Below are 18568 nucleotides of genomic sequence, written 5' to 3'. Positions count from 1 at the left end.
TCGGCGTGCCTGCGCGTACGAAAAATATGAAATTCGGATCCAGGTCAGTATGCTACCCCTGAGCATCAAGATCATCCAAAAATTTCCTAAGAATAGTCACATGCTCTTGGAGCCAATCTGACGCCCAATCGGTATTTTTTGCATGTAACGATTTTCTATACGATTGTATATTCTTTTGCCAAGGCGCTGGGACGGCTTCTCTATCCAGATATAAGTACAGTAAGACAATAAGAATGTTGCCAGACTTACCACCAAAAGTGAGAGATATACCGAAATCTTTCCACGCAGTGATTGACCATAATTATCAAGGTAATAGATCCCCGCATACATGACGGGGCCATGCATCAGATATATGGAATAACTAATTCTGCCGGTAAATGATAAAAACGCCGATTTAATTTTGAAGAAATGAATGGAAAAGAAAAATACGGCGAAGGCTGCAAAATAAGAGCCATATAAACGGGGCACCATATCTGGCTCAGCGTGCGTTCTGACGTAGGCTTCATTGAAGCCTGCCATTGGGAACACAAATAGCCATCCAATTGCTACGATCCAGTAGGCAAGCTCTGCAAATCCTTGTAGCCCCTGCTTTTCAAAACGAGCGCGCGCCAAGGCGCCCCAGAACATGAAGCCCAACAGCATGGGATATTCGCCGAGCTTGCCTTCAAACATTTGAAATTTATGAAGATATTCACGATCTATGAAAGTAGCCGTCAGGACAAGCGCAAGCAGCGCCAAGACGTTGGGGTTCTTTACGCCCTTCAACAGGAAAAGCGCCAAGCACATTCCATAGAAAACCAGCTCGACAGCGAGAGTCCAGTAGGCTCCGTTTATAGGCTCAACGGAGAAAAGATCCGGCACCATTGTCGCGTTGAGAAAGATATCTGTCGTACTAGGATACTTGCCGGATGCCCATTGCTGGGCGATGAGGGCGAAGAGCAACGAGAGCCAAAAGAGCGGAAATAGCCTGAAAAATCGAGACAATAAAAATTTCACGCTCCCGTCAAATCTTCCTCCCGACAAGCTACCTGGTATCACGAATCCACTTATTATAAAGAAGATCGTAACACCCATCCGACCGAAATCGAACTGATGCGCGATTTCTGCGATCCATCTGCCTCCGGCCTTGCCCTGTTGCGCGAAGCCGACATAAAGCTCGGAAATGTGAATTATCAAAACAAGAAGCACCGCGATGCCGCGAAGAACGTCTATGAACTGATATCTCTCGGACTCTCTCACTTACTGTCCTCTCGATCGAGCATTTTATCCGGCAAGGGCTGCCACGATATCAGGCTCATAAAGGACGTTGGATATGAGAACAAGCTTACAAGTCCCCTATTATCTCCCGTAGCCGCGTAACACACCGCATCCAGCAATTGGTAAAACACGTCAAGATTGAAGGAACCGGCCGTACTAAAGGTAGATATCAGCGTAATGCGTGGGGGTTGCCACGGTTTCCGCGGGCGAAACGATAGCGCGGTGGCTGATAGTGAAACTCTGCCGTGTACGGAGACAAAAACTTGTCCTCCAGACAATCATCTGAAACAAAATAGGCATTCACTCCGATAATGTCGCACCCGACAAGCGACATGGCCTTGCTGCGACCAATCAACTCCATAGTCTTTAAGGAGCCGCCAAATAGGTTGGTTCCATCCCAAAGCGAATTTGGATCATAAGGCACTTCGTATTCGATACTTGGGTGGATGTGCGCATTGTACTCAATACATGCAGCTCGGGCGCTAATCGGTATCGCTTTCCATACGTGTGAGGTATTTTGATCGATATCGACGCTCATAAAATCGACTTCTGCGCCTATGCCAGTGCCTTCCAGAATCCCCGATATGTTTTCAGCGGCGACAAACGCTTGCTCAACAATAAGCCGTCCGTCTCTAATCTCATTGGCAAATTTCTCTCTAATCTCAGCCACGTGACGGGAGCTTCCTTCGATCCACACACCTCGCCACCCCATTTCGAGCAGAAACCTGGTCGTATTTTGATTGCCGTTCTCAGTGCCCAATTCTATGAACGTCTTATGCTTCACACCTATTCTGGCAAAAATTTCAGCGATCGCAGAATCTTCATAAGTCTGGGAAAAAACGTGAGCGTTATGTTTGGCAACAAATTTCTCGCCATACCTGCGAAGTAGAGCTTCGCAAAGCATATCTTCGTAATAAATAGCTGAAAGCTCTTTATTTATGAACGCGTTTTCATTTGCTTGCCTTATCCATTCGGCAATTTCTTTTAGATTAACGTCCGACAGGGCTGTATTGTCACCGGCGTTGAAGACTTTCCGCCATCTCTTCAGGATTGAGGTTCGAAGCCTGCTGATGTTCATATTTTAAGACCCTAAACCAACGTCCAATAAGAGAACTAGGCCGATTTTGCTTGCGCCAGGCGCGGCCTGGTTTCGAAACTGACAACTTCCAGAAACCCATCGATTACAGATATGTCTCCGATGTAACTGAAGCCTATCGCTGAGACCGGATTTTCTTTTTCAAGCGATCCCACATGACCGACAGACCACGTCGTTCCAGTTTCTCCCGGAAAAACCTCACTTCTGCCTTCAGACGCTCAATCTCGTCTCTATTCTGTTCATTGTGCGTTTTCAGATCAGCCAATTCCATCTCATTCCGATGGGTTTTATCTATGAAATCGTCGATGACCCGATAACTATATGGATTACTGTCTGGATATGTTTTGCGTACAAACTCCAGAAACCCGGTCGAGGTCGCGCCTTCCTTGGGCTTGCGCCCGAGCACAGCATAATCGGGGAAGAGTTCCATCATTTCCAAGAATGCGGCTGCTGACCCTGTTTGATAACGGAGATTCGGCTGATTTATGCCGATACATGTTGCCTCGGAGAAGCCATAGAACTCGACGACAAATTCGAGATACTTAGGAGGCAACGGGTGAACATGGGTTGGATCCGAGTAAAAGCGGTTCGAACCGACAAGTATGTTTTCAGGATTGGGAGTCTCGAAGATCACGAGGCCACCGGGCCGCACTACGCGATGCGCATGTTTGACAAAGTCGTGCAGCACATCTGGCGGGAGGTGTTCCACGATGTGAAACCCGGTTATCAAAGTCACACTATTGTCTGGCTGGCTCGCAATATGGCTAAGACAATCACCAACCTCGACAGTTAAACCATCCGCCTGAGCAGGAGAAAGCATATCGTCGTTCGAGTCGACGCCCAAAACCTGCCAGGAGCGCTCGGACAGCAAACGTAGCCACTCGCCACGCCCGCATCCATAATCAATCGCATTCCTGGGGAGTAGCTCCAGCTCTAAAAGCTCGATGGTCTGATTGTAGATTTCCAGACGTCCACGAATTTCGCTTCGACTGCCCCTGTGCCTGTTTTCAAACTCATAATAGAAACCTTTTTCGATCACAGGAGGCACCTTCCATCTCGCAACAACACAGTTCAGCCTCGACACGCATTGGCTTGCGAATTCGTGACGCCAGAATCTCTATATGTTCGTGTACATTGAAGGCAAGTCACTATGAGACCGACCGTGACACTGCAAACAAACTTCCTTACACACTAGTAGCAATCATTCGGCATCATGCGCCGACAATGTGTTTCTAATCGTATCAATGACCACGTCGACAGATATTCCAGTCATGCATTTGTGAGCGGCAACACAATCTTCGATGCGCGCTATATGGCAGGGCGAACAGGCTAGCGGTTTTCTGACGATCGCAACAGACCTTCCCATTGGTTGCCATATATTGTGATCGGCAACACCGCTGAACACGACAACAGTTGGTACGCCTATTAACGCCGCAAGATGGGTGGCACCGGTATCTGTGCCGACAAAAATCTGCGCATTGGAGATGACCGAAGCAAGGTCCACTAAGGGGAGATTGGCGATCAAATCCAACCCCATGCCCTCTGGGATCGCGTTAAATATCGCATCGCGATATTCAGATTCCGCGTTACCACCGACAACGACTATCTTGAAATCGTCTTCCGATACAAGCCTGCGCGCAAGCTCCGCAAACTTCGAAGGAGCCCATTTCTTGGCCAATGTCCCTCCGCCGGGAGCAATGACCACATATCGAGAGCCGACGAAGGGATTATTGAAGCTTCCACTCGCTATCAATGCAGAGGTCGCGTCGGAGCTGTCAAATCCCTTTAAAGTGTTGACGACATGGCTACTCAGCAACATGAGACGATGGATGTTATGCGCGTTTTGATATAGTCCGCGGGGAACCTCCATCGGCGGCAATGAAATATTGAGGGGCATGAAATGTTTGTCAAAGCCCTGAAAGCCTGCCTTTACGGCGGCCTGAATAAACATCAGAAGCGGCCTTGTATCCGGGTCATGCCTCAGATCGATAGCCAAATCGTAGCGATCTGGTACTAGCCTTTTTATGTTCGCGTAGTTTTCAAGTTGGGCTTTCTGAACATCCTGCGAGAGTTCCGCAGAGAATTTATATTCGATTACTGAATCGAAATAGCCGCTTGCCCTGGCCAGATCACCATTCGTCGGCGAACAGACCAACGTGACCTCCGCATCAGGCCACGCTCTTTTCAGCACATCGACGGCGGGAAGCGACAGAAAGAAATCACCTATATGATCAAGCTTCAGAATAAGTATCTTAGGTTTTTGACCAAAAGGGGTTAGCCCATAGGTAGTTCTATTCTCGACCACAACGCCATTTTCAGGCGCCGAAGGAGAACGAAGAGGCTCTAAATCAGGCGCCTGACTTATATGTTTTTTTTTTCGTTTTGCCTTAGCTTTTTTTATTAGCGACAGCACCAGACCGGCGAAAAGAGACCATGGATAGGTAATCGGTAAAAATAGGGATGTCTGTTTTCTGAGCGCCAGAACACGCCGCTCAGTTTTCAAAAGGCGGCGAGACGCGTCCTTTGCGGAAACAGCGGTTTCGGACAGAGACGCTATCATCGCTTCCGCCGTGCTAGCTTGGGCCTGCAATGTATAATGCATCTGCCAGATGTCCGAAAGATCGTGATCTGCCATCTTGGCCCCATCCGTGGCTTGGGGCGACCCGATAGTGAACTGCAAATTCTCGGATTGCGTTACGGCCCGAATGTCGTCGATTGCTCTTCTAACTTCTCTAATAAAAGAGTTCTCGACGTCGAAGTCACGACAGACAACGATCGTTAAGTAAGTTGAGCCGGATATACGGCCTTCAGGCTTCGCGTGCCCATCGTTGCCGCCAGAATAAGGCATCAATATTTTTGCTAGAATACGTAAGTTGAACGTGTCTAGAACATAGCGCCAGCGATGCAGCGCTTCGTCAATGTCGCTTCCAGCAGTTTGTCGATCTAATTTCAGTTCAAATATCAACAAACCGTTTGGCAAAAGACTGCGCTCGACATCGCTCACGCACTTGTGGATGTTTTCGAGGCTATCGAGTGTCGACGAGCGCTTAAAAAATATGTCGAACTGCAGCGTCGCTGGAGAAGTTTCCGCCTTCTCGGATGAGCTTCCCCCACCCGATACAAGCGACCACATCTGGGGATTTATCCCAGAAAACTCCACGCCATCCACGCCATCAACGCGGACAGTGCACAATCCGCTTTTGCTCGCTTCGACGGCTTGGAAGATTGGTAAATAGTGAGTGCCGGCAGAGGTCTGTGTTTCCCTCCATTTCGCGTAAGCGTCTTGGTAGTTCGAGAATTCAGTGCCGTTCAAGTTAAGCAACCGCGTACTTTCCATAACATCACAACCAAGACGTTAGAGTTTTTTGCTTGAAACAAAATCAAACAAGTTTTTTCCGGAGAACAACGCGCCTTGAATACCGGCTGCAACAGCAGCCTCAACATCCGACACCTTGTCGCCGATGAGAACGCTGCGCTCCCGATTCACGTTCCATCGCATGATGATATCTTCTATCATTCCCGGAGAGGGTTTTCTCCAATAGTGATCACCCCGGTATTTTTCGATCGTGGCATTCTCGTGGAAAGGACAGAGGCGTTCATCGTCAATAGATGCGCCTTGTTCGTGAAGCAACTTCCCAATATGAGCCCGCAAAATGATATAGTCGAGATCATCGTAATAACCGCGACCGATGCCAGACTGGTTTGTTACGACAAATACCCGATATCCCCGGTCTCTGAAAGAACTTATAACTTCCGCTGCCCCAGGGATAAGTCGGACGTCCTCAATCTTACCTGGATATCCCGTGTCTTCGATAATCACGCCATCTCGATCTAAAAAAAGCGCGGGTACGCTTTCGGTATAAGGCTGCAGCAATCTGTGCATTTCTTCGACAGCGCAGACGATATGATAAAGAGACGACGCGGGCGCATGCTCCTCGACTGCGGTACCATCTTCGTGAAAACGATCCACCCAAAGGCCGGGTAGAACTCCCTTGAAAAAACCCTGCAATGCACCGGCCGCCTCAGCAACCTTTGCGTATGCCACTTCTCTATCTTCGAGAGTTATCGCCGTCTCGGCCATCATAAGCCAAGCTTTGATCCGCTCAGTCTGTGGCCACAGACGAAATGCTTTGTCGTTGAGTGTCAGATCAAAATTCAGACCATTGCGCGCAAGACCACGGGATTCATCGACACCTTTTTCGCCAATCTCCACGAGTTTGCGCGCAGCGATAAGAGCGTCTTTCCGCCCTACCATCTTACCCCATCGCGTGAGCAACCATGCCCATTCGAATTGGTGCCCCGGCTCGATTGGCACCAGGGTGTGGTGCGGCATTACCGACCAGTCGTGATTATAATATTCACGAAGAGCCCCGTTTTCAGGCGAGATAAATGCCGACAGGCACAATTCGCCTATTTCATTGAGGCACGACAGCCAGCGTTCAGGCTTTTTTACCGAAGGATTTTCCATCCATGCAAGAAACGCCTCAAAGAGATGCATATGCGGATTGGAACGCAGAGGCACGATAGGCGGCGCGGCCTCTTCAAAACCTGAGGCCGGATGCTTCCAACCTGCGATCATCGCCTCGAGACAATGCAGCGCGGCTTCGGCAATGGCGTCCTCGTTTTCAAGCGTGTCAGCAGCATAGCTCAGACCGAACAACGCAAAGGCATGGTCATATAGATCGAATGACGTATTCCTGACCCCACTCGCCAAATCGACCGTGGTAATCAGGGAACCGTCCGCATTAAAACAGTGCTGTTGAAGAAAGTCCCATCCGTGCTGAACCACCCCTTCAGCATCGCCGGCCCAACCCATTCTCTTAGCCGCAGAAAAGCTATAGATCTGACGGCAAACGACCCGCGTTCTTCTCGCCACTTCAACGGCAGCACCGCTTCTATCGATTTTTTCGAAAAAGCCACCACTCACATCATCTCGCCCAACCGAGGACCATAGTGGAAGCGCCGCTTCGAAAAGCCATTTTTTGAGTTTCAGATACTCATTCTGAGCGGATTCGAAGCCCGGCTGTGTCATCAAGAATTATCCTTAACCAGACTGGTTTGGCTGACATGAGTGATAGCTATCCGAATCCGTTTTCGAAGGACGCCATTCAGCGGTTGCGATTTTGAGGGTGTTCAATCCAGCTTTATGTGAGCGCATACAGTCTTTTCGCATCAATTATGCCTACTGCTAGCGATATCTGTCTTCGCGGCTTAGATACGAATTGATGTAATCGTCAAGCCCTTCTTCAAGCGATGATTGGGGGCCGTTATATCCGATTGACGCGACTTTCGACATATTTGCCTCGGTAAAGTACTGATATTTACCGCGGATCGCCTCCGGCATTTCAATGAAATTAATATTCAGCTTCTTGCCGAGAAGATCGCCCATGACATGAACGATGTCTGCAAAAGATCGTGCCTTGCCAGATCCACAATTAAAGATCCCGCTATATTTCTGATTGTTCAAAAGCCACAAGATGAACGATGTGCAATCTTTCACATATACGAAATCCCGACGCTGTTCTCCATGTTCGATATCAGGTCGATAAGACTTGAACAGGGATACCTCGTTGGTGGCCTGCACGACGTCAAAGAGTTTGCAGGCGACACTGCGCATATCATCCTTATGATATTCATTTGGCCCGTAAACATTGAAAAATTTTAGGCCAGCCCACTGCGGAGGGGCATTCTCACCACGCGCAACACGTTCGATGAAAATATCATCGGTCGTCTTTTTGCTCCAGCCATAGGCATTMAGCGGTGCAAGAGAGGCGCGTGCCGATGCAGCCTCGTCGTCATCAAACCCCTCCTCGATGCCGCCATAGGTCGCAGCGGAAGACGCGTAAATGAAAGGAACGCCATGCTCAGCACACCAGTCCCACAACATTACAGAATAGTTGATGTTCAGCTCGATCAGTCTGTCTACATCAGCTTCCGTGGTGGCGGAAATCGCGCCCATATGTATTACGGCTTTGACATCCACTTTAATGCTGCGAAGATAGTCGGGCAGTCCTTCGGGTGACACATAAGCTGCGATGTTACGCTTTGCGAGATTGCGCCACTTATCGCCACGGCCAAACCAGTCAACGACGGTAATCGGCCCCAGACCCGCCGCCTCCAAATCAGCGACAATGTTGGACCCGATAAATCCAGCAGCACCGGTTACAATATACATCAAACTGCCTCTTTTTTACTGCGCGCAATAGTCGCCGTCGTGCTTTTCCCGGGCACTATTTCGAATGTAACGACCTTGCCGCCATCCGCCATCACGACATCCGCACCAACAATGTTGTCGATCGTATAGTCCGCCCCCTTAACCAGCACATTGGGGCGTATCGTCTTGATGAGTTCAAGCGGTGTGTCTTCGTCAAACACCACCACCGCGTCGACGAAAGCCAATGCGCCGAGAAGTTCGGCGCGATCCAGTTCGGTATTTATCGGTCTCGATGGACCTTTAAGCCGCTTTACCGAGCTATCTGCATTAACGCCAACGATCAGACGATCGCAATTATCCCTCGCAAACTGCAAAAGCCTGATGTGGCCAACGTGCAGGATATCGAAGCAACCGTTCGTAAAGCCGACCTTCAGATTATCGCCCCGCCAATCCTCTGCCAGCGCCTGGACATCTTGCCTGTCAAAAAGCTTGTCCGAAGGGCTGACTTCCCCCGACGAGGTGTCGTGAGACAAGGCATCTCGGAGTTCGGCAGCAGAAACAGTTGCCGTGCCTTTTTTACCAACCACGATGCCAGCAGCTGCATTTGCAATCCGTGCTGCATCGGCACGTGTAGTTTGGGAGCCCAGGCCAACGGCGAGCGTCGCAATTACCGTGTCGCCGGCACCAACGACATCGAACACTTCTTTAGCTTCCGTGCGAATATGGAAAGGCGGATGGCCTCGCTCAACAAGGGTCATCCCTTTTTCCGCTCGCGTTATGAGGACCGCCTCGATGTCGAAGCGCGACAAGATCAACTCGCCAGCCAATTCAGCTTCCTCATCGGTATCCGGCCATACACCCGTGACGGCCTGCGTTTCCTTTTGATTGGGTGTTACAATCGCGGAACCTGCATAGCGGGTAAAATCAGACGTTTTTGGATCGATAATGACCGGTTTTCCCTCAGTCCGGCACGCAGCAATAATTGCTTTCACAACCCTTTCGCTTAACAGACCTTTGGCATAGTCCGACAAAATGACAACGCTGTGAGATGAGATCAAGGAAAGCGCAGTAGAGATGACACGATCCTCTTCCTCGTGGGAAATCGGAGAGGCATCCTCAAAATCAACGCGCAACATTTGCTGGCCGTGACCGAGGAAACGCGTCTTGATAGTTGTCGGGCGCTCATCCAATGTCACGAAGGGCGCCGAAACGCCATGAACATTGTTCAGCAACTCAAGCAGTTTGCTGCCATTGTTGTCTTTGCCCACCGCTCCCAGCAATGTACAACTTGCTCCAAGAGAAGATATGTTGCGCGCAACGTTAGCTGCGCCACCGGCAAAATATTACTCTGATCGCGCGCACATAACCGGGACCGGGCCTTCCGGGGAAATGCGGCCGACATCGCCGGAAATAAAGCAGTCCAGCATTACATCGCCAATGCAGAGAACCTTAACTTCAGAAAATCTCAAATAGTCCAACATCACCAGTTATTCATCCTGTCGCTGTCCTACACGTGAGCCACAACACACGCAAAACGGAATGCCCAATTCAACTGCTCTGCAAATTGCAGAACTGCCATCGCCCCCGAGACGATTCAACTGAATCGAATTAGCTGCCCAATGTGCCCCAATTGCGCTTAAGACATTTAAAAGGGCATGATTATCACAATTTTTAAAGCTACCCTTCAACCTCGATGAATCGAACATTTGCTTGTCGTAAATGAAAATTTACAAAAGCAAAAGGCCAACCATATTGGCCGTCACGCCTAAAAAACCATCAGGAACATCGAAAAAACGGTCGACCATATGCCTTGGAAAACATTATCCCCGGGCAGCATTGCATTTAAACGGGTCTGATAATTCTTGAGCATATTTGCCTGTATCAAGAGCGTACGGGTTTGATTGCCTCAAGAATTCCTTGCGCAACATCTTTCCAGGTCCGCATTTGTGGACGGGAAAGCGCGATAGTTTTTTTCCATTCCGAATATTCAGCAGGATTTACCAGAAGCTTCTGAAGCTGACCCGCTAGTTCTTCCGGTCTTTCTGGATCGAAATAGCGCGCCAAATCTCCCCCTGCCTCTCGGAGTGCAGGAACATCTGCAGCCAGAGCCGGCGTTCCACACCACAATGCTTCACTTACCGGCAGGCCCCAGCCTTCCATTCGACTTGGCAAAAGAAGCGCATAAGCCTTTTCATACAGCGCGCGCAATTCCGCCTGGTTGGGATTGAAAACGAAATGAAACTTTCCGGATAGCGGTGCAAATTTCTCTTTTTTAAGAAATTTTTCCACTCTTTTACGCCGCGCACCCGCCAAGACGAGTTCAGGCACCTGAATGCCCCGTTGATGCAAGGAGAGCATCGCTTCGACGACGCACTCAAGGTTTTTCCGTCCGTTGTAGATACCCACGCATAAGAGATATGGCTTTTCCGGGCCATGTTTATCAACCGGCTCGTTAGTCGGGCGCAATTCATGACATAAGGGAACGGCAATAACAGATGACACGGCAGGCAAAATTCCGGCTTCCGAAAAATGCCGGACTTCTGACGCGGTAAACTCCGAGTTGGTCAGAACCATAGACGCAGCCGTGATCGCCACCTGATTGTCATAAATAAAGTTTCTCGGGAAGGAAAACTGATTTCGATGGGTGAAATCATGCAAGGGGATCATGTCGTGAAGAAGCGGGATGAAAATCGGCTTGGTGCCATTTTCAGCGAGAGCCATCAGATAGTCTGACATTATCTTCGGACGCCCAAGCGCAATCAGGATTTGCCCGTCGAGGTCTACATCCTTAACCGCCCCAACGGGAACGGTAGCCCAGCGCTTCCTGTTGCGATGCTGAACGATCTTGTGCAGAATCCGGTAAAGCGCGTTTTTAATGACGTTTTTATCATATAAATTTTGACGAAGGCGCAAAGGCGTTGCCGAAGAAGGAATATTCGGATCAAGAACGCCCGTTGGAGACGCATCGCCTACGCGTGGAAAAACCTCAAAGAAACGCCGATGCAACGGTGAGTATATGACGTATCGAATGGACGCATCAAGCTTTGTAAGCTCGTATGCAACTTCCATTACGGTTCGCGCTATACCGTAATATTTGAATTTCACACCGGAATTCAAATACAGTTCTGATAAATCAAAAAATACATCGGACATTCACTGACCTGCCTGCTTTGAACTGGCCCGACGACGGTCATCGGGGATGCAACCAAAAATTCTCCTGCAATCAGTGAATGGGATAATGCACCGTTCACCAATAAGCCAGAACGTTTCAGGCGAGAGCTTTCGCGACTTCGCGTCGATATAGATTTTAGCCAGCCAGCTTGTCAATCACGCAGCCAGTCAAACGCCCAGAGCCAAATTACAGTTGGAAAAATGCCGCACTTGGAATTGCCTGCGCCTTGTAGACGTACATTGCGGGTTCGTCAGGCGCAGTTCCTCCCAATCTGTTGCGCTGAGTAACGATATTCGCTCATTCTTACTCATCTTCCGGTCACTCCTTTTCATGGCCGCATCAACGCTCAATGTTGACACTTTAGATCGCTAGGCTTATTGGCGTGGTCTCAAATCAGTCGGGCTCTTTACCTACCAGAGCCTTTCGCGCATTTTTGCTCGGGCGCGAGAGAGATTATCGAGCTTGGCACGGCAGCGAGTGGAAACTGAGAAAGCCATCCCGCATGAATAACATGCAGCTGAATGTGCAATTTTGGAATCTGTGTGGGCGTCGACACCAAATAAGGATATTTCTGTGATCGGATCGTTTTTGTCGCCAAACGACAAGAAGTTGCTGGTGCGGCTTTTCAAAGAGAACTTCAAAAAACATGTCGGTTGGTACAGTGCGGCAATTGTGGCGATGGTTGTCGTTGCCGGCACGACCTCTCTCAGCGCATGGATCATGCGCGATATCGTCAACAGTGTTTATCTGAAGCAGGGTTTTGACGTTGTTCTGGAGATTGCGTTTGCAGTGGCTGCAATCTTCATTGTCAAAGGTCTCGCCACCTTCGTACAGAGCTACTATCTCAGCAAGGCAGGCAACAGTATTGTTGCCGAACAGCAGCGCAAAATCTATGACAGGCTTCTAAAGCAGGGCGTTTCGTTCTTTCAGAACCTGCCATCGTCGGAATTGCTCGTTCGCGTTACCTACAACGCGCAGGCTGCCCGTAGCGTCATCGATACCATTGTCACATCCTTTATACGCGATCTTCTTTCGCTCATCGGCTTGATCATCGTAATGTTCGCCCAGAATTTCCTTCTGAGCGCGATCTCGATGATCATAGGACCGCTGGCGATTTTCAGTGTTCGCCTGGTTTTGCGGCGTGTGCGCCACATCATGGAAGCGGAACTTGCTTCGCTCGGCGAGATCGTCAACGTCGTGCAGGAAACCAGCATTGGGGTTCGCGTTATCAAGGCGTTTTCGCTTGAAAAGCTGATGCGCCAGCGCATGAACAAGGCGGTATCCGATGTCGAGCAACGCGCCAATGGCATTGCGAAGCTTGAAGCGGCGACCAGCCCGATCATGGAGACACTGTCCGGTCTCGCCATTGCAGTCGTCATCGCCGTATCCGGTTACACCGTTCTTGAAAAAGGTGGTTCGCCGGGCGACCTGATGGCCTTCATTACTGCCCTGCTTCTCGCCTATGAGCCAGCCAAGCGTCTGGCACGCATGCGTGTCCAGATCGAGGGCGGTATGATCGGCGTGCGTATGATGTTCGAGGTTCTGGACGCTCCGTTGACACTTGCCGAAAAGAAGGATGCCCAGCCGCTCCCCAAGGCAAGCGGCAATGTGGAACTCAAGAACGTCAGCTTCGAGTATGTTGCTAACCAGCCGGTTCTGAAGGACGTCAGTGTCCTCTTCGAGGGTGGCAAGATGACTGCGCTGGTCGGGCCTTCCGGCAGCGGCAAGTCGACGATCATCAACCTCATGATGCGTCTTTATGATCCGCAAAGCGGTTCGGTCGAGATCAACGGAATGGATTTGCGCGATGTGTCCTTCGCAAGCCTGCGCGAGCATGTTTCTTACGTGGGTCAGGAAACCTTCCTCTTCTCGGGAACGGTGAAGCACAACATTTCTGTCGGTCGTGACAACGCTACCGATGAGGAAATCATCGMTGCGGCCAAAGCGGCCAACGCACATGATTTCATCATGAGCATGCCTGATGGTTATGACAGCAAGCTTGGCGAAAACGGTTCCGGTCTGTCCGGTGGCCAGCGTCAGCGTGTTGCCATCGCCCGCGCCATGCTGAGAGATGCGGACATATTGATCCTCGACGAAGCAACGAGCGCGCTCGATTCCGAATCCGAAGCGCTTGTTCGGGACGCGCTTGAGCGGTTGACGTTTAACAAGACGTCGATTGTCATTGCCCACCGGCTCTCCACGATCAATCGGGCCGACAAGATTGTCGTCATGGATAATGGTCAGGTTGTGGAGCAGGGAAGCCGTCGCGAGCTGCTCGCAACGGATGGTCTCTACAAGCGCCTGCACAGCATCCAGTTCGATGCGGACGTAGCCTAATTCAACAATCCATCGGGCGGCGTTGCCGCCCGATCCTTATTGAACATCCATGATATCAGGTACCTTCGGCCGGTAGACGCCGATTACCAGGCTATTTCCATATCGCTAGCTGCCCTCAACAGGAGGGGAAGAATTTCCGCCACACGCTCATCGGTCAAACGCGTGAGCGGCGCGGCAACGCTCATGGTGCCAACGACCTCCTTACCTTGACGGATGGCAACCGCGATTGCCCCTACCCCCTCCTCGGCTTCGCCAACCGCGCGCCCGTAACCGAGGCGGGAGACGGCATCGAGTTCCTTGTTAAGTGCCTCGATGGTGTTGATGGCATTGGCGGCCTGCTGTCCGGGTTGGCCCAATCCGGCGTCGAGAGCGATCCTTAGCGCCCGCTCCCTGTCGAGGCTTGCCAGCCATATCTTGCCGTTCGCCGTAGCGTAGGGAACGATGCCGGCGCTCATATCAGGCTCGAATACCAGACCGGAACGGCGGCCGCGCGCCGAGCCGACCCACACAAGAGTGTTGTTCTGCACGGCGGTCAGGCGAACGAGTTCACGGGTGCGCTCCGCAAGATCGTCGAGGATCGGCTGGCGCAGATCCGATACCTGCAGGCGCGCCAGCTGTTTCTGACCCACCAGCGCCATGCGCATGGTCAACGCATAACAATCGCTTTCCTGGCTCTGCCACGCCCAGCCGTTGTCGATGAGCGATGTCAGGATACGGTGGCAAGCGCTTTTGGGAATATCGAGTTGGTGTGCGACATCGGAAAGCTTCAGCGGCTCCTCGGCCAAGGCAAGAAGCTCCAGCATGGCGATCGTCCGCTCGACACCGCCGCTTGGTACATTGATCGTCTTTTCCATCTCACTCTCCGGTCGACGTGCACGGCCACTATCGGGAGGGAACCCCAAGGCGATGCGAAAATAGGCTGTTGCGGCGTCTTTGGCTTCAACGAAAACCAGGAGACGCCGCCGGTTCAGGCATGGCGCTGCAGAATGCCGCGCGATAGGAATATCTCGGTGATCTGCTCGGATTTTTCGATAAATTCCGGCTCGCGCCGTGCCGCCAGCCCACGCGGACGCGGCATGTCGATCTCAAGCACTTTTTCAATTCGGCCCGGCCGCGGCGTCATGACTATGACGCGGTCCGCCAGAAGAACCGCCTCGTCGATGGAATGGGTGATGAACACCACCGTCATACGATTTTTCAGCCAGAGCGCTTCAAGGTCGATACGCATCTGTTCGCGCGTCAGCGCATCCAACGCACCGAATGGCTCATCCATCAGCAAAAGCCTGGGCTGAAGCAGAAGCGCACGCGCTATGGATGCGCGCTGTTTCATGCCGCCGGATAGTTCGTGCGGATACCGGTTGGCAAAGTCTTTCAGGCCAACGGATTGAAGAAGCGCCAATGCGTGGGGTCTCAGTTCCTCACGGTTTCTGCCGGTCATTTCGGCCGGGAACAGCACATTGTCGATAATCGTTCTCCAGGCCAGAAGCACGTGATTCTGGAAAACGATGCTCATGCCGGGCGGCGGGTTATTTGAAACATCGCCAAAAACGGAAATCTGGCCGGTGCTGGCATGCGAAAGCCGTGAGATCAGCCGCATCATCGTTGATTTGCCGCAGCCGGAAGGGCCGACAATTGCCACGAACTCCCCGTCGCCAATCGTCAGGTCGAGCTTTTCCAGCGCCACGACCGGCGCATCCGGGTGCCCGAAATATTTACTGACACCCTCCAGCAAGACGCCCGGCTCATAGGTCTTCCTTTCGGTCTTCTTCTGCAACATGCACTCCTCCCGCTGCATTCCAATTCTCTTGTACTGCCTGAATTACCACTTGACGAAACATCAGTCCATATGGAACATTGTTCCAATAATAAAATTTCGCGGTGAACGGCCGGGCAATTTCGGGAGGAAACATGTTTTCGAAAGTCATGGGGGCCGTCAAAGGCCAAGCCCACACGATGGCCAGTCTCGTGGGCGCAGGGGTCGTGTGGGAGATTGCGGTGAGAGCGCTCAAGGTGCCAGAATATATTCTGCCGGCCCCGAGCAGAGTGTTTACGGACCTTTTTTACAATATACCGATCGTGTTCACGGCATCGCTTTATACGCTACAACCGATGGTGCTGGGCTTTCTGGTGGCGGTGGTCATGGGAACGCTTCTTGCGCTTCTGGTGGTCTATTCGCGTGCCTTCGAGGCGATATTTTACCCGCTGCTGGTAATCCTGCAAATCATCCCGAAGATCGCCATCGCACCGCTTTTCATCATTTGGGTCGGCTTCGGCCTGCCGTCCAAAATCCTGCTGGTCTTCCTGCTTTCCTTTTTCCCGATCGTCGTCAACTCCATCGTGGCCTTCAAATCCATCGAGCCGGAGGTCTACGATCTCGCCAAAAGCTATCGGGCCGGACGCCTGAAGATTTTCTGGAAAGTGGAACTGCCGGGCGCCCTGCCCTCCCTTTTTGCGGGATTTAAGGTCGCTGCCGCACTTTCGGCCACCGCAGCCGTGGTGGCGGAGTTCGTCGCCTCCGATAACGGGCTCGGATATCTGCTTCTGAATTACAACGGCAACATGAACACCAGCATGACCTTCGCCGTCATCATCGTGCTGAGCCTGCTTGGCCTGCTTCTCTACGGGATTGTGGAATTGATCGAGCGCTTTGCCATCCCCTGGCATGTTTCCCAGCGCCGAGATGATTTCACCGTGGGCAAGAGCACGACCTGAACCAGGACTTTAATTAAAAAGGGAGGATAAAATGTTTAATACAATGAAGAAAACACTGGCGGGCGGCGTGCTTGCCCTTACCGTCGGCCTGGCGGGTGTGCAATCGGCCGCAGCCGAAGACAAGGTGACGCTCCGCCTCAATTTCCTTTTGAGTGGCGTCCACACCATCTTTTATTACGGCGCCGAAAAGGGCTTCTACAAGGATGCCGGCATTGATCTGCAAATCGGCGAAGGTCAGGGTTCGGCACGCACCGTGCAATCCGTCGCAACCGGCGGCGATATGTTCGGCATTGCCGATGGCGGCAGCGTGATTGCCGGCGCTTCGAAAGGCGCGCCTGTCAAATCCGTGCTTGGCCTGCTCAATACCTCGCCTTATGCGATGACGTTCCGGGCAGATTCCGGCGTGAACTCCATAAAGGACGTGGAAGGAAAGACGGTCGCCGCCAGTGCCGGCGAAGCATCTCTCGCCCTCTTGCCAGCCATCTGGAAGAAAAACGGCGTCGACTCCTCCAAGGTCAACATTCTGAATGTGGATGGCCCCGGCAAGATCATCGCCATCATGCAGGATCGCGCAGCAGGCATCCTCGGCGGCCTTGAAAACCAGGTGGTGGTTCTGAATTCCAAAGGCCTGCAACAGAAGGTGTTTTCCTTTGCGGAACTCGGTGTGAACACGCAGGGCCTGACCATCGTCACCAACACGAAGCTCATCGACAACAATGAGGACCTCGTCAAACGTTTCGTCGCGGCATCGCTGAAATCCATCGAAGCGGCCAGGGCCGATCCTGATGCGGCGGTTGCGGCAGCGGTCAAGGAAAAGCCTACCGGCGATCCGAAACTCCTCAAAGAGCAGCTTGAAATCTCGCTCAAGCTTCTGCCGTCGCCCACGGCCCCCTCCGCACCGCTCGGAGAAATGGCTGTTGCCGACTGGCAGCAGACACTCGACCTGATGAAGGAATATCAGGACATCAAGACCGATATGCCGGCAAACGCCTTCTTCACCAACGGCCTGATCGCCAAATAAGCACGGACGCTCCCAGTCCGACGGATGCCGCCGGGCTGGCACGCGGAACAATGGTTTAAAACATGTCCACATTTTATGATTTAGAGGGCAAGGTGGCGGTTGTTACCGGCGCTGCGGGCGGCTTTGGCACCGCCATCAGCCAGCGCCTTCGCGACTGCGGAGCGACGGTCGTCAATTGGGACCTGCCAGCCTGCGTAAAACAACACCAGTTTGCCGGCCTTCCGTCATCCGGTGTCGACATTACCGAACCTGAAAGCATCGACGTGGCCGCCGCCGAATTGCGCAGCCAATTCGGCAGGCTCGATATTCTCGTCAACAATGCCGGCATCGTCGGCAATGTCGCGCCGCTTTGGAAAATCCCGGTGGAGGAATTCCGTCGGATCATCGACGTCAATCTCACCGGTTCGTTTCTTGTCTGCCGTGCCCTTGTACCTCTGATGATCGAGACGGCGAAGAGGAGCCGCGCCGGCCGCATCGTCAATGTCGCTTCGATCCAGGCAAAAGAGGGCATGCATCAGGCCGCCGCCTACAGCGCCGCCAAGGCGGGGTTGGTGGCGCTGACGAAAAGCCTCGGCAAGGAACTGGCGACATCGGACATCCTTGTCAACGCCATCACACCCGCCGCTTCCTTGACGGCGATGAGCATCGACGCGCCGAAGGAACGGCTGGACGATATTCTCTCGCGCATCCCGATGCGCCGATTTCTCGAACCCGCCGAGGTCGCCAATATGGTGGCCTGGCTCTCTTCTTCCGAATGCAGTTTTTCGACCGGCGCGGTTTTTGACCTGTCCGGCGGTCGTGCAACATATTGAGGTAACC

The 18568-nt window shown here is 52.0% G+C and carries 14 protein-coding genes and 1 pseudogene; 4 read left to right on the top strand and 11 right to left on the bottom strand.

Annotated elements, in window-relative coordinates:
• Positions 1 to 96 precede the first annotated feature (96 nt).
• From AC1DCP_RS13755 to AC1DCP_RS13715, 9 genes and pseudogenes are all read right to left on the bottom strand, one after another.
• Positions 97 to 1239 (bottom strand): acyltransferase family protein, encoded by a 1143-nt coding sequence (locus tag AC1DCP_RS13755; protein ID WP_025594979.1) that lies wholly within the window; start codon positions 1237 to 1239, stop codon positions 97 to 99.
• A gap of 187 nt (positions 1240 to 1426) precedes the next feature.
• Positions 1427 to 2335, bottom strand: a complete 909-nt coding sequence (locus AC1DCP_RS13750; protein WP_111803169.1) for a hypothetical protein — start codon at positions 2333 to 2335, stop codon at positions 1427 to 1429.
• A gap of 133 nt (positions 2336 to 2468) precedes the next feature.
• Positions 2469 to 3392 carry a class I SAM-dependent methyltransferase gene (locus AC1DCP_RS13745; RefSeq protein ID WP_476774336.1) on the bottom strand — a complete coding sequence of 308 codons (924 nt, stop codon included), beginning with the start codon at positions 3390 to 3392 and terminating at the stop codon, positions 2469 to 2471.
• A 162-nt stretch (positions 3393 to 3554) separates the two neighbouring features.
• On the bottom strand, positions 3555 to 5666 hold the full coding sequence (locus tag AC1DCP_RS13740) for a glycosyltransferase family 9 protein (RefSeq protein WP_162706801.1): 2112 nt from the start codon (positions 5664 to 5666) through the stop codon (positions 3555 to 3557).
• Positions 5667 to 5708: 42 nt separating this feature from the next.
• Positions 5709 to 7385: an HAD-IIIA family hydrolase gene (locus AC1DCP_RS13735; protein WP_476774335.1), complete on the bottom strand. Its 1677-nt coding sequence runs from the start codon at positions 7383 to 7385 to the stop codon at positions 5709 to 5711.
• A 156-nt stretch (positions 7386 to 7541) separates the two neighbouring features.
• Entirely contained in the window at positions 7542 to 8528 is a 987-nt protein-coding gene (rfaD, locus tag AC1DCP_RS13730; protein ID WP_019566637.1) for an ADP-glyceromanno-heptose 6-epimerase, read from the bottom strand.
• Positions 8528 to 9094: a D-glycero-beta-D-manno-heptose 1-phosphate adenylyltransferase gene (rfaE2, locus tag AC1DCP_RS13725; RefSeq protein ID WP_476774387.1), complete on the bottom strand. Its 567-nt coding sequence runs from the start codon at positions 9092 to 9094 to the stop codon at positions 8528 to 8530. The genes rfaD and rfaE2 overlap by 1 nt, the downstream gene beginning before the upstream one ends.
• Positions 9080 to 9835, bottom strand: a pseudogene (locus tag AC1DCP_RS13720) (bifunctional heptose 7-phosphate kinase/heptose 1-phosphate adenyltransferase); the annotation flags it as partial. The gene rfaE2 and the pseudogene AC1DCP_RS13720, both read right to left, overlap by 15 nt.
• Positions 9836 to 10388: 553 nt before the next feature.
• Positions 10389 to 11660 carry a glycosyltransferase family 4 protein gene (locus AC1DCP_RS13715; protein WP_476774334.1) on the bottom strand — a complete coding sequence of 424 codons (1272 nt, stop codon included), beginning with the start codon at positions 11658 to 11660 and terminating at the stop codon, positions 10389 to 10391.
• 592 nt (positions 11661 to 12252) lie between these two features.
• On the opposite strand from AC1DCP_RS13715, the gene AC1DCP_RS13710 reads away from it, so the two are divergent.
• Positions 12253 to 14016: an ABC transporter ATP-binding protein gene (locus AC1DCP_RS13710; protein ID WP_476774333.1), complete on the top strand. Its 1764-nt coding sequence runs from the start codon at positions 12253 to 12255 to the stop codon at positions 14014 to 14016.
• A gap of 83 nt (positions 14017 to 14099) precedes the next feature.
• Here the strand turns inward: AC1DCP_RS13710 and AC1DCP_RS13705 are convergent, their stop codons facing one another.
• Positions 14100 to 14870, bottom strand: a complete 771-nt coding sequence (locus AC1DCP_RS13705; protein ID WP_112154200.1) for an IclR family transcriptional regulator — start codon at positions 14868 to 14870, stop codon at positions 14100 to 14102.
• A gap of 113 nt (positions 14871 to 14983) precedes the next feature.
• Complete coding sequence (locus AC1DCP_RS13700; protein ID WP_476774332.1) at positions 14984 to 15793, bottom strand: ABC transporter ATP-binding protein; 810 nt, start codon at positions 15791 to 15793, stop codon at positions 14984 to 14986.
• Between the two features lie 131 nt (positions 15794 to 15924).
• Here AC1DCP_RS13700 and AC1DCP_RS13695 point away from each other — a divergent pair, with 131 nt between their 5' ends.
• The 3 genes from AC1DCP_RS13695 to AC1DCP_RS13685 all read left to right on the top strand — a co-directional run bounded on the left by AC1DCP_RS13695 (position 15925) and on the right by AC1DCP_RS13685 (position 18561).
• Positions 15925 to 16728 (top strand): ABC transporter permease, encoded by an 804-nt coding sequence (locus AC1DCP_RS13695; RefSeq protein ID WP_076844678.1) that lies wholly within the window; start codon positions 15925 to 15927, stop codon positions 16726 to 16728.
• 31 nt (positions 16729 to 16759) lie between these two features.
• The gene (locus AC1DCP_RS13690; protein WP_476774331.1) at positions 16760 to 17749 is read left to right on the top strand and encodes an ABC transporter substrate-binding protein; all 990 of its coding nucleotides are present in this window, start codon (positions 16760 to 16762) and stop codon (positions 17747 to 17749) included.
• A 62-nt stretch (positions 17750 to 17811) separates the two neighbouring features.
• Entirely contained in the window at positions 17812 to 18561 is a 750-nt protein-coding gene (locus tag AC1DCP_RS13685; RefSeq protein ID WP_476774330.1) for an SDR family NAD(P)-dependent oxidoreductase, read from the top strand.
• The last annotated feature ends 7 nt before the right edge of the window (positions 18562 to 18568 follow it).

The sequence above is a fragment of the Agrobacterium sp. 10T429 genome, from assembly GCF_056393925.1.
This window is presented reverse-complemented; position numbering and strand designations above follow the sequence as displayed.

Bases quoted from the DNA above. Each gene is read 5' to 3' on its own strand.
- AC1DCP_RS13750 (WP_111803169.1), bottom strand. From the start codon at position 2,335: ATGAACATCAGCAGGCTTCGAACCTCAATCCTGAAGAGATGGCGGAAA.
- AC1DCP_RS13735 (WP_476774335.1), bottom strand. From the start codon at position 7,385: ATGACACAGCCGGGCTTCGAATCCGCTCAGAATGAGTATCTGAAACTC.
- AC1DCP_RS13715 (WP_476774334.1), bottom strand. From the start codon at position 11,660: ATGTCCGATGTATTTTTTGATTTATCAGAACTGTATTTGAATTCCGGT.
- AC1DCP_RS13705 (WP_112154200.1), bottom strand. From the start codon at position 14,870: ATGGAAAAGACGATCAATGTACCAAGCGGCGGTGTCGAGCGGACGATC.
- AC1DCP_RS13700 (WP_476774332.1), bottom strand. From the start codon at position 15,793: ATGTTGCAGAAGAAGACCGAAAGGAAGACCTATGAGCCGGGCGTCTTG.
- AC1DCP_RS13695 (WP_076844678.1), top strand. From the start codon at position 15,925: ATGTTTTCGAAAGTCATGGGGGCCGTCAAAGGCCAAGCCCACACGATG.
- AC1DCP_RS13690 (WP_476774331.1), top strand. From the start codon at position 16,760: ATGTTTAATACAATGAAGAAAACACTGGCGGGCGGCGTGCTTGCCCTT.
- AC1DCP_RS13685 (WP_476774330.1), top strand. From the start codon at position 17,812: ATGTCCACATTTTATGATTTAGAGGGCAAGGTGGCGGTTGTTACCGGC.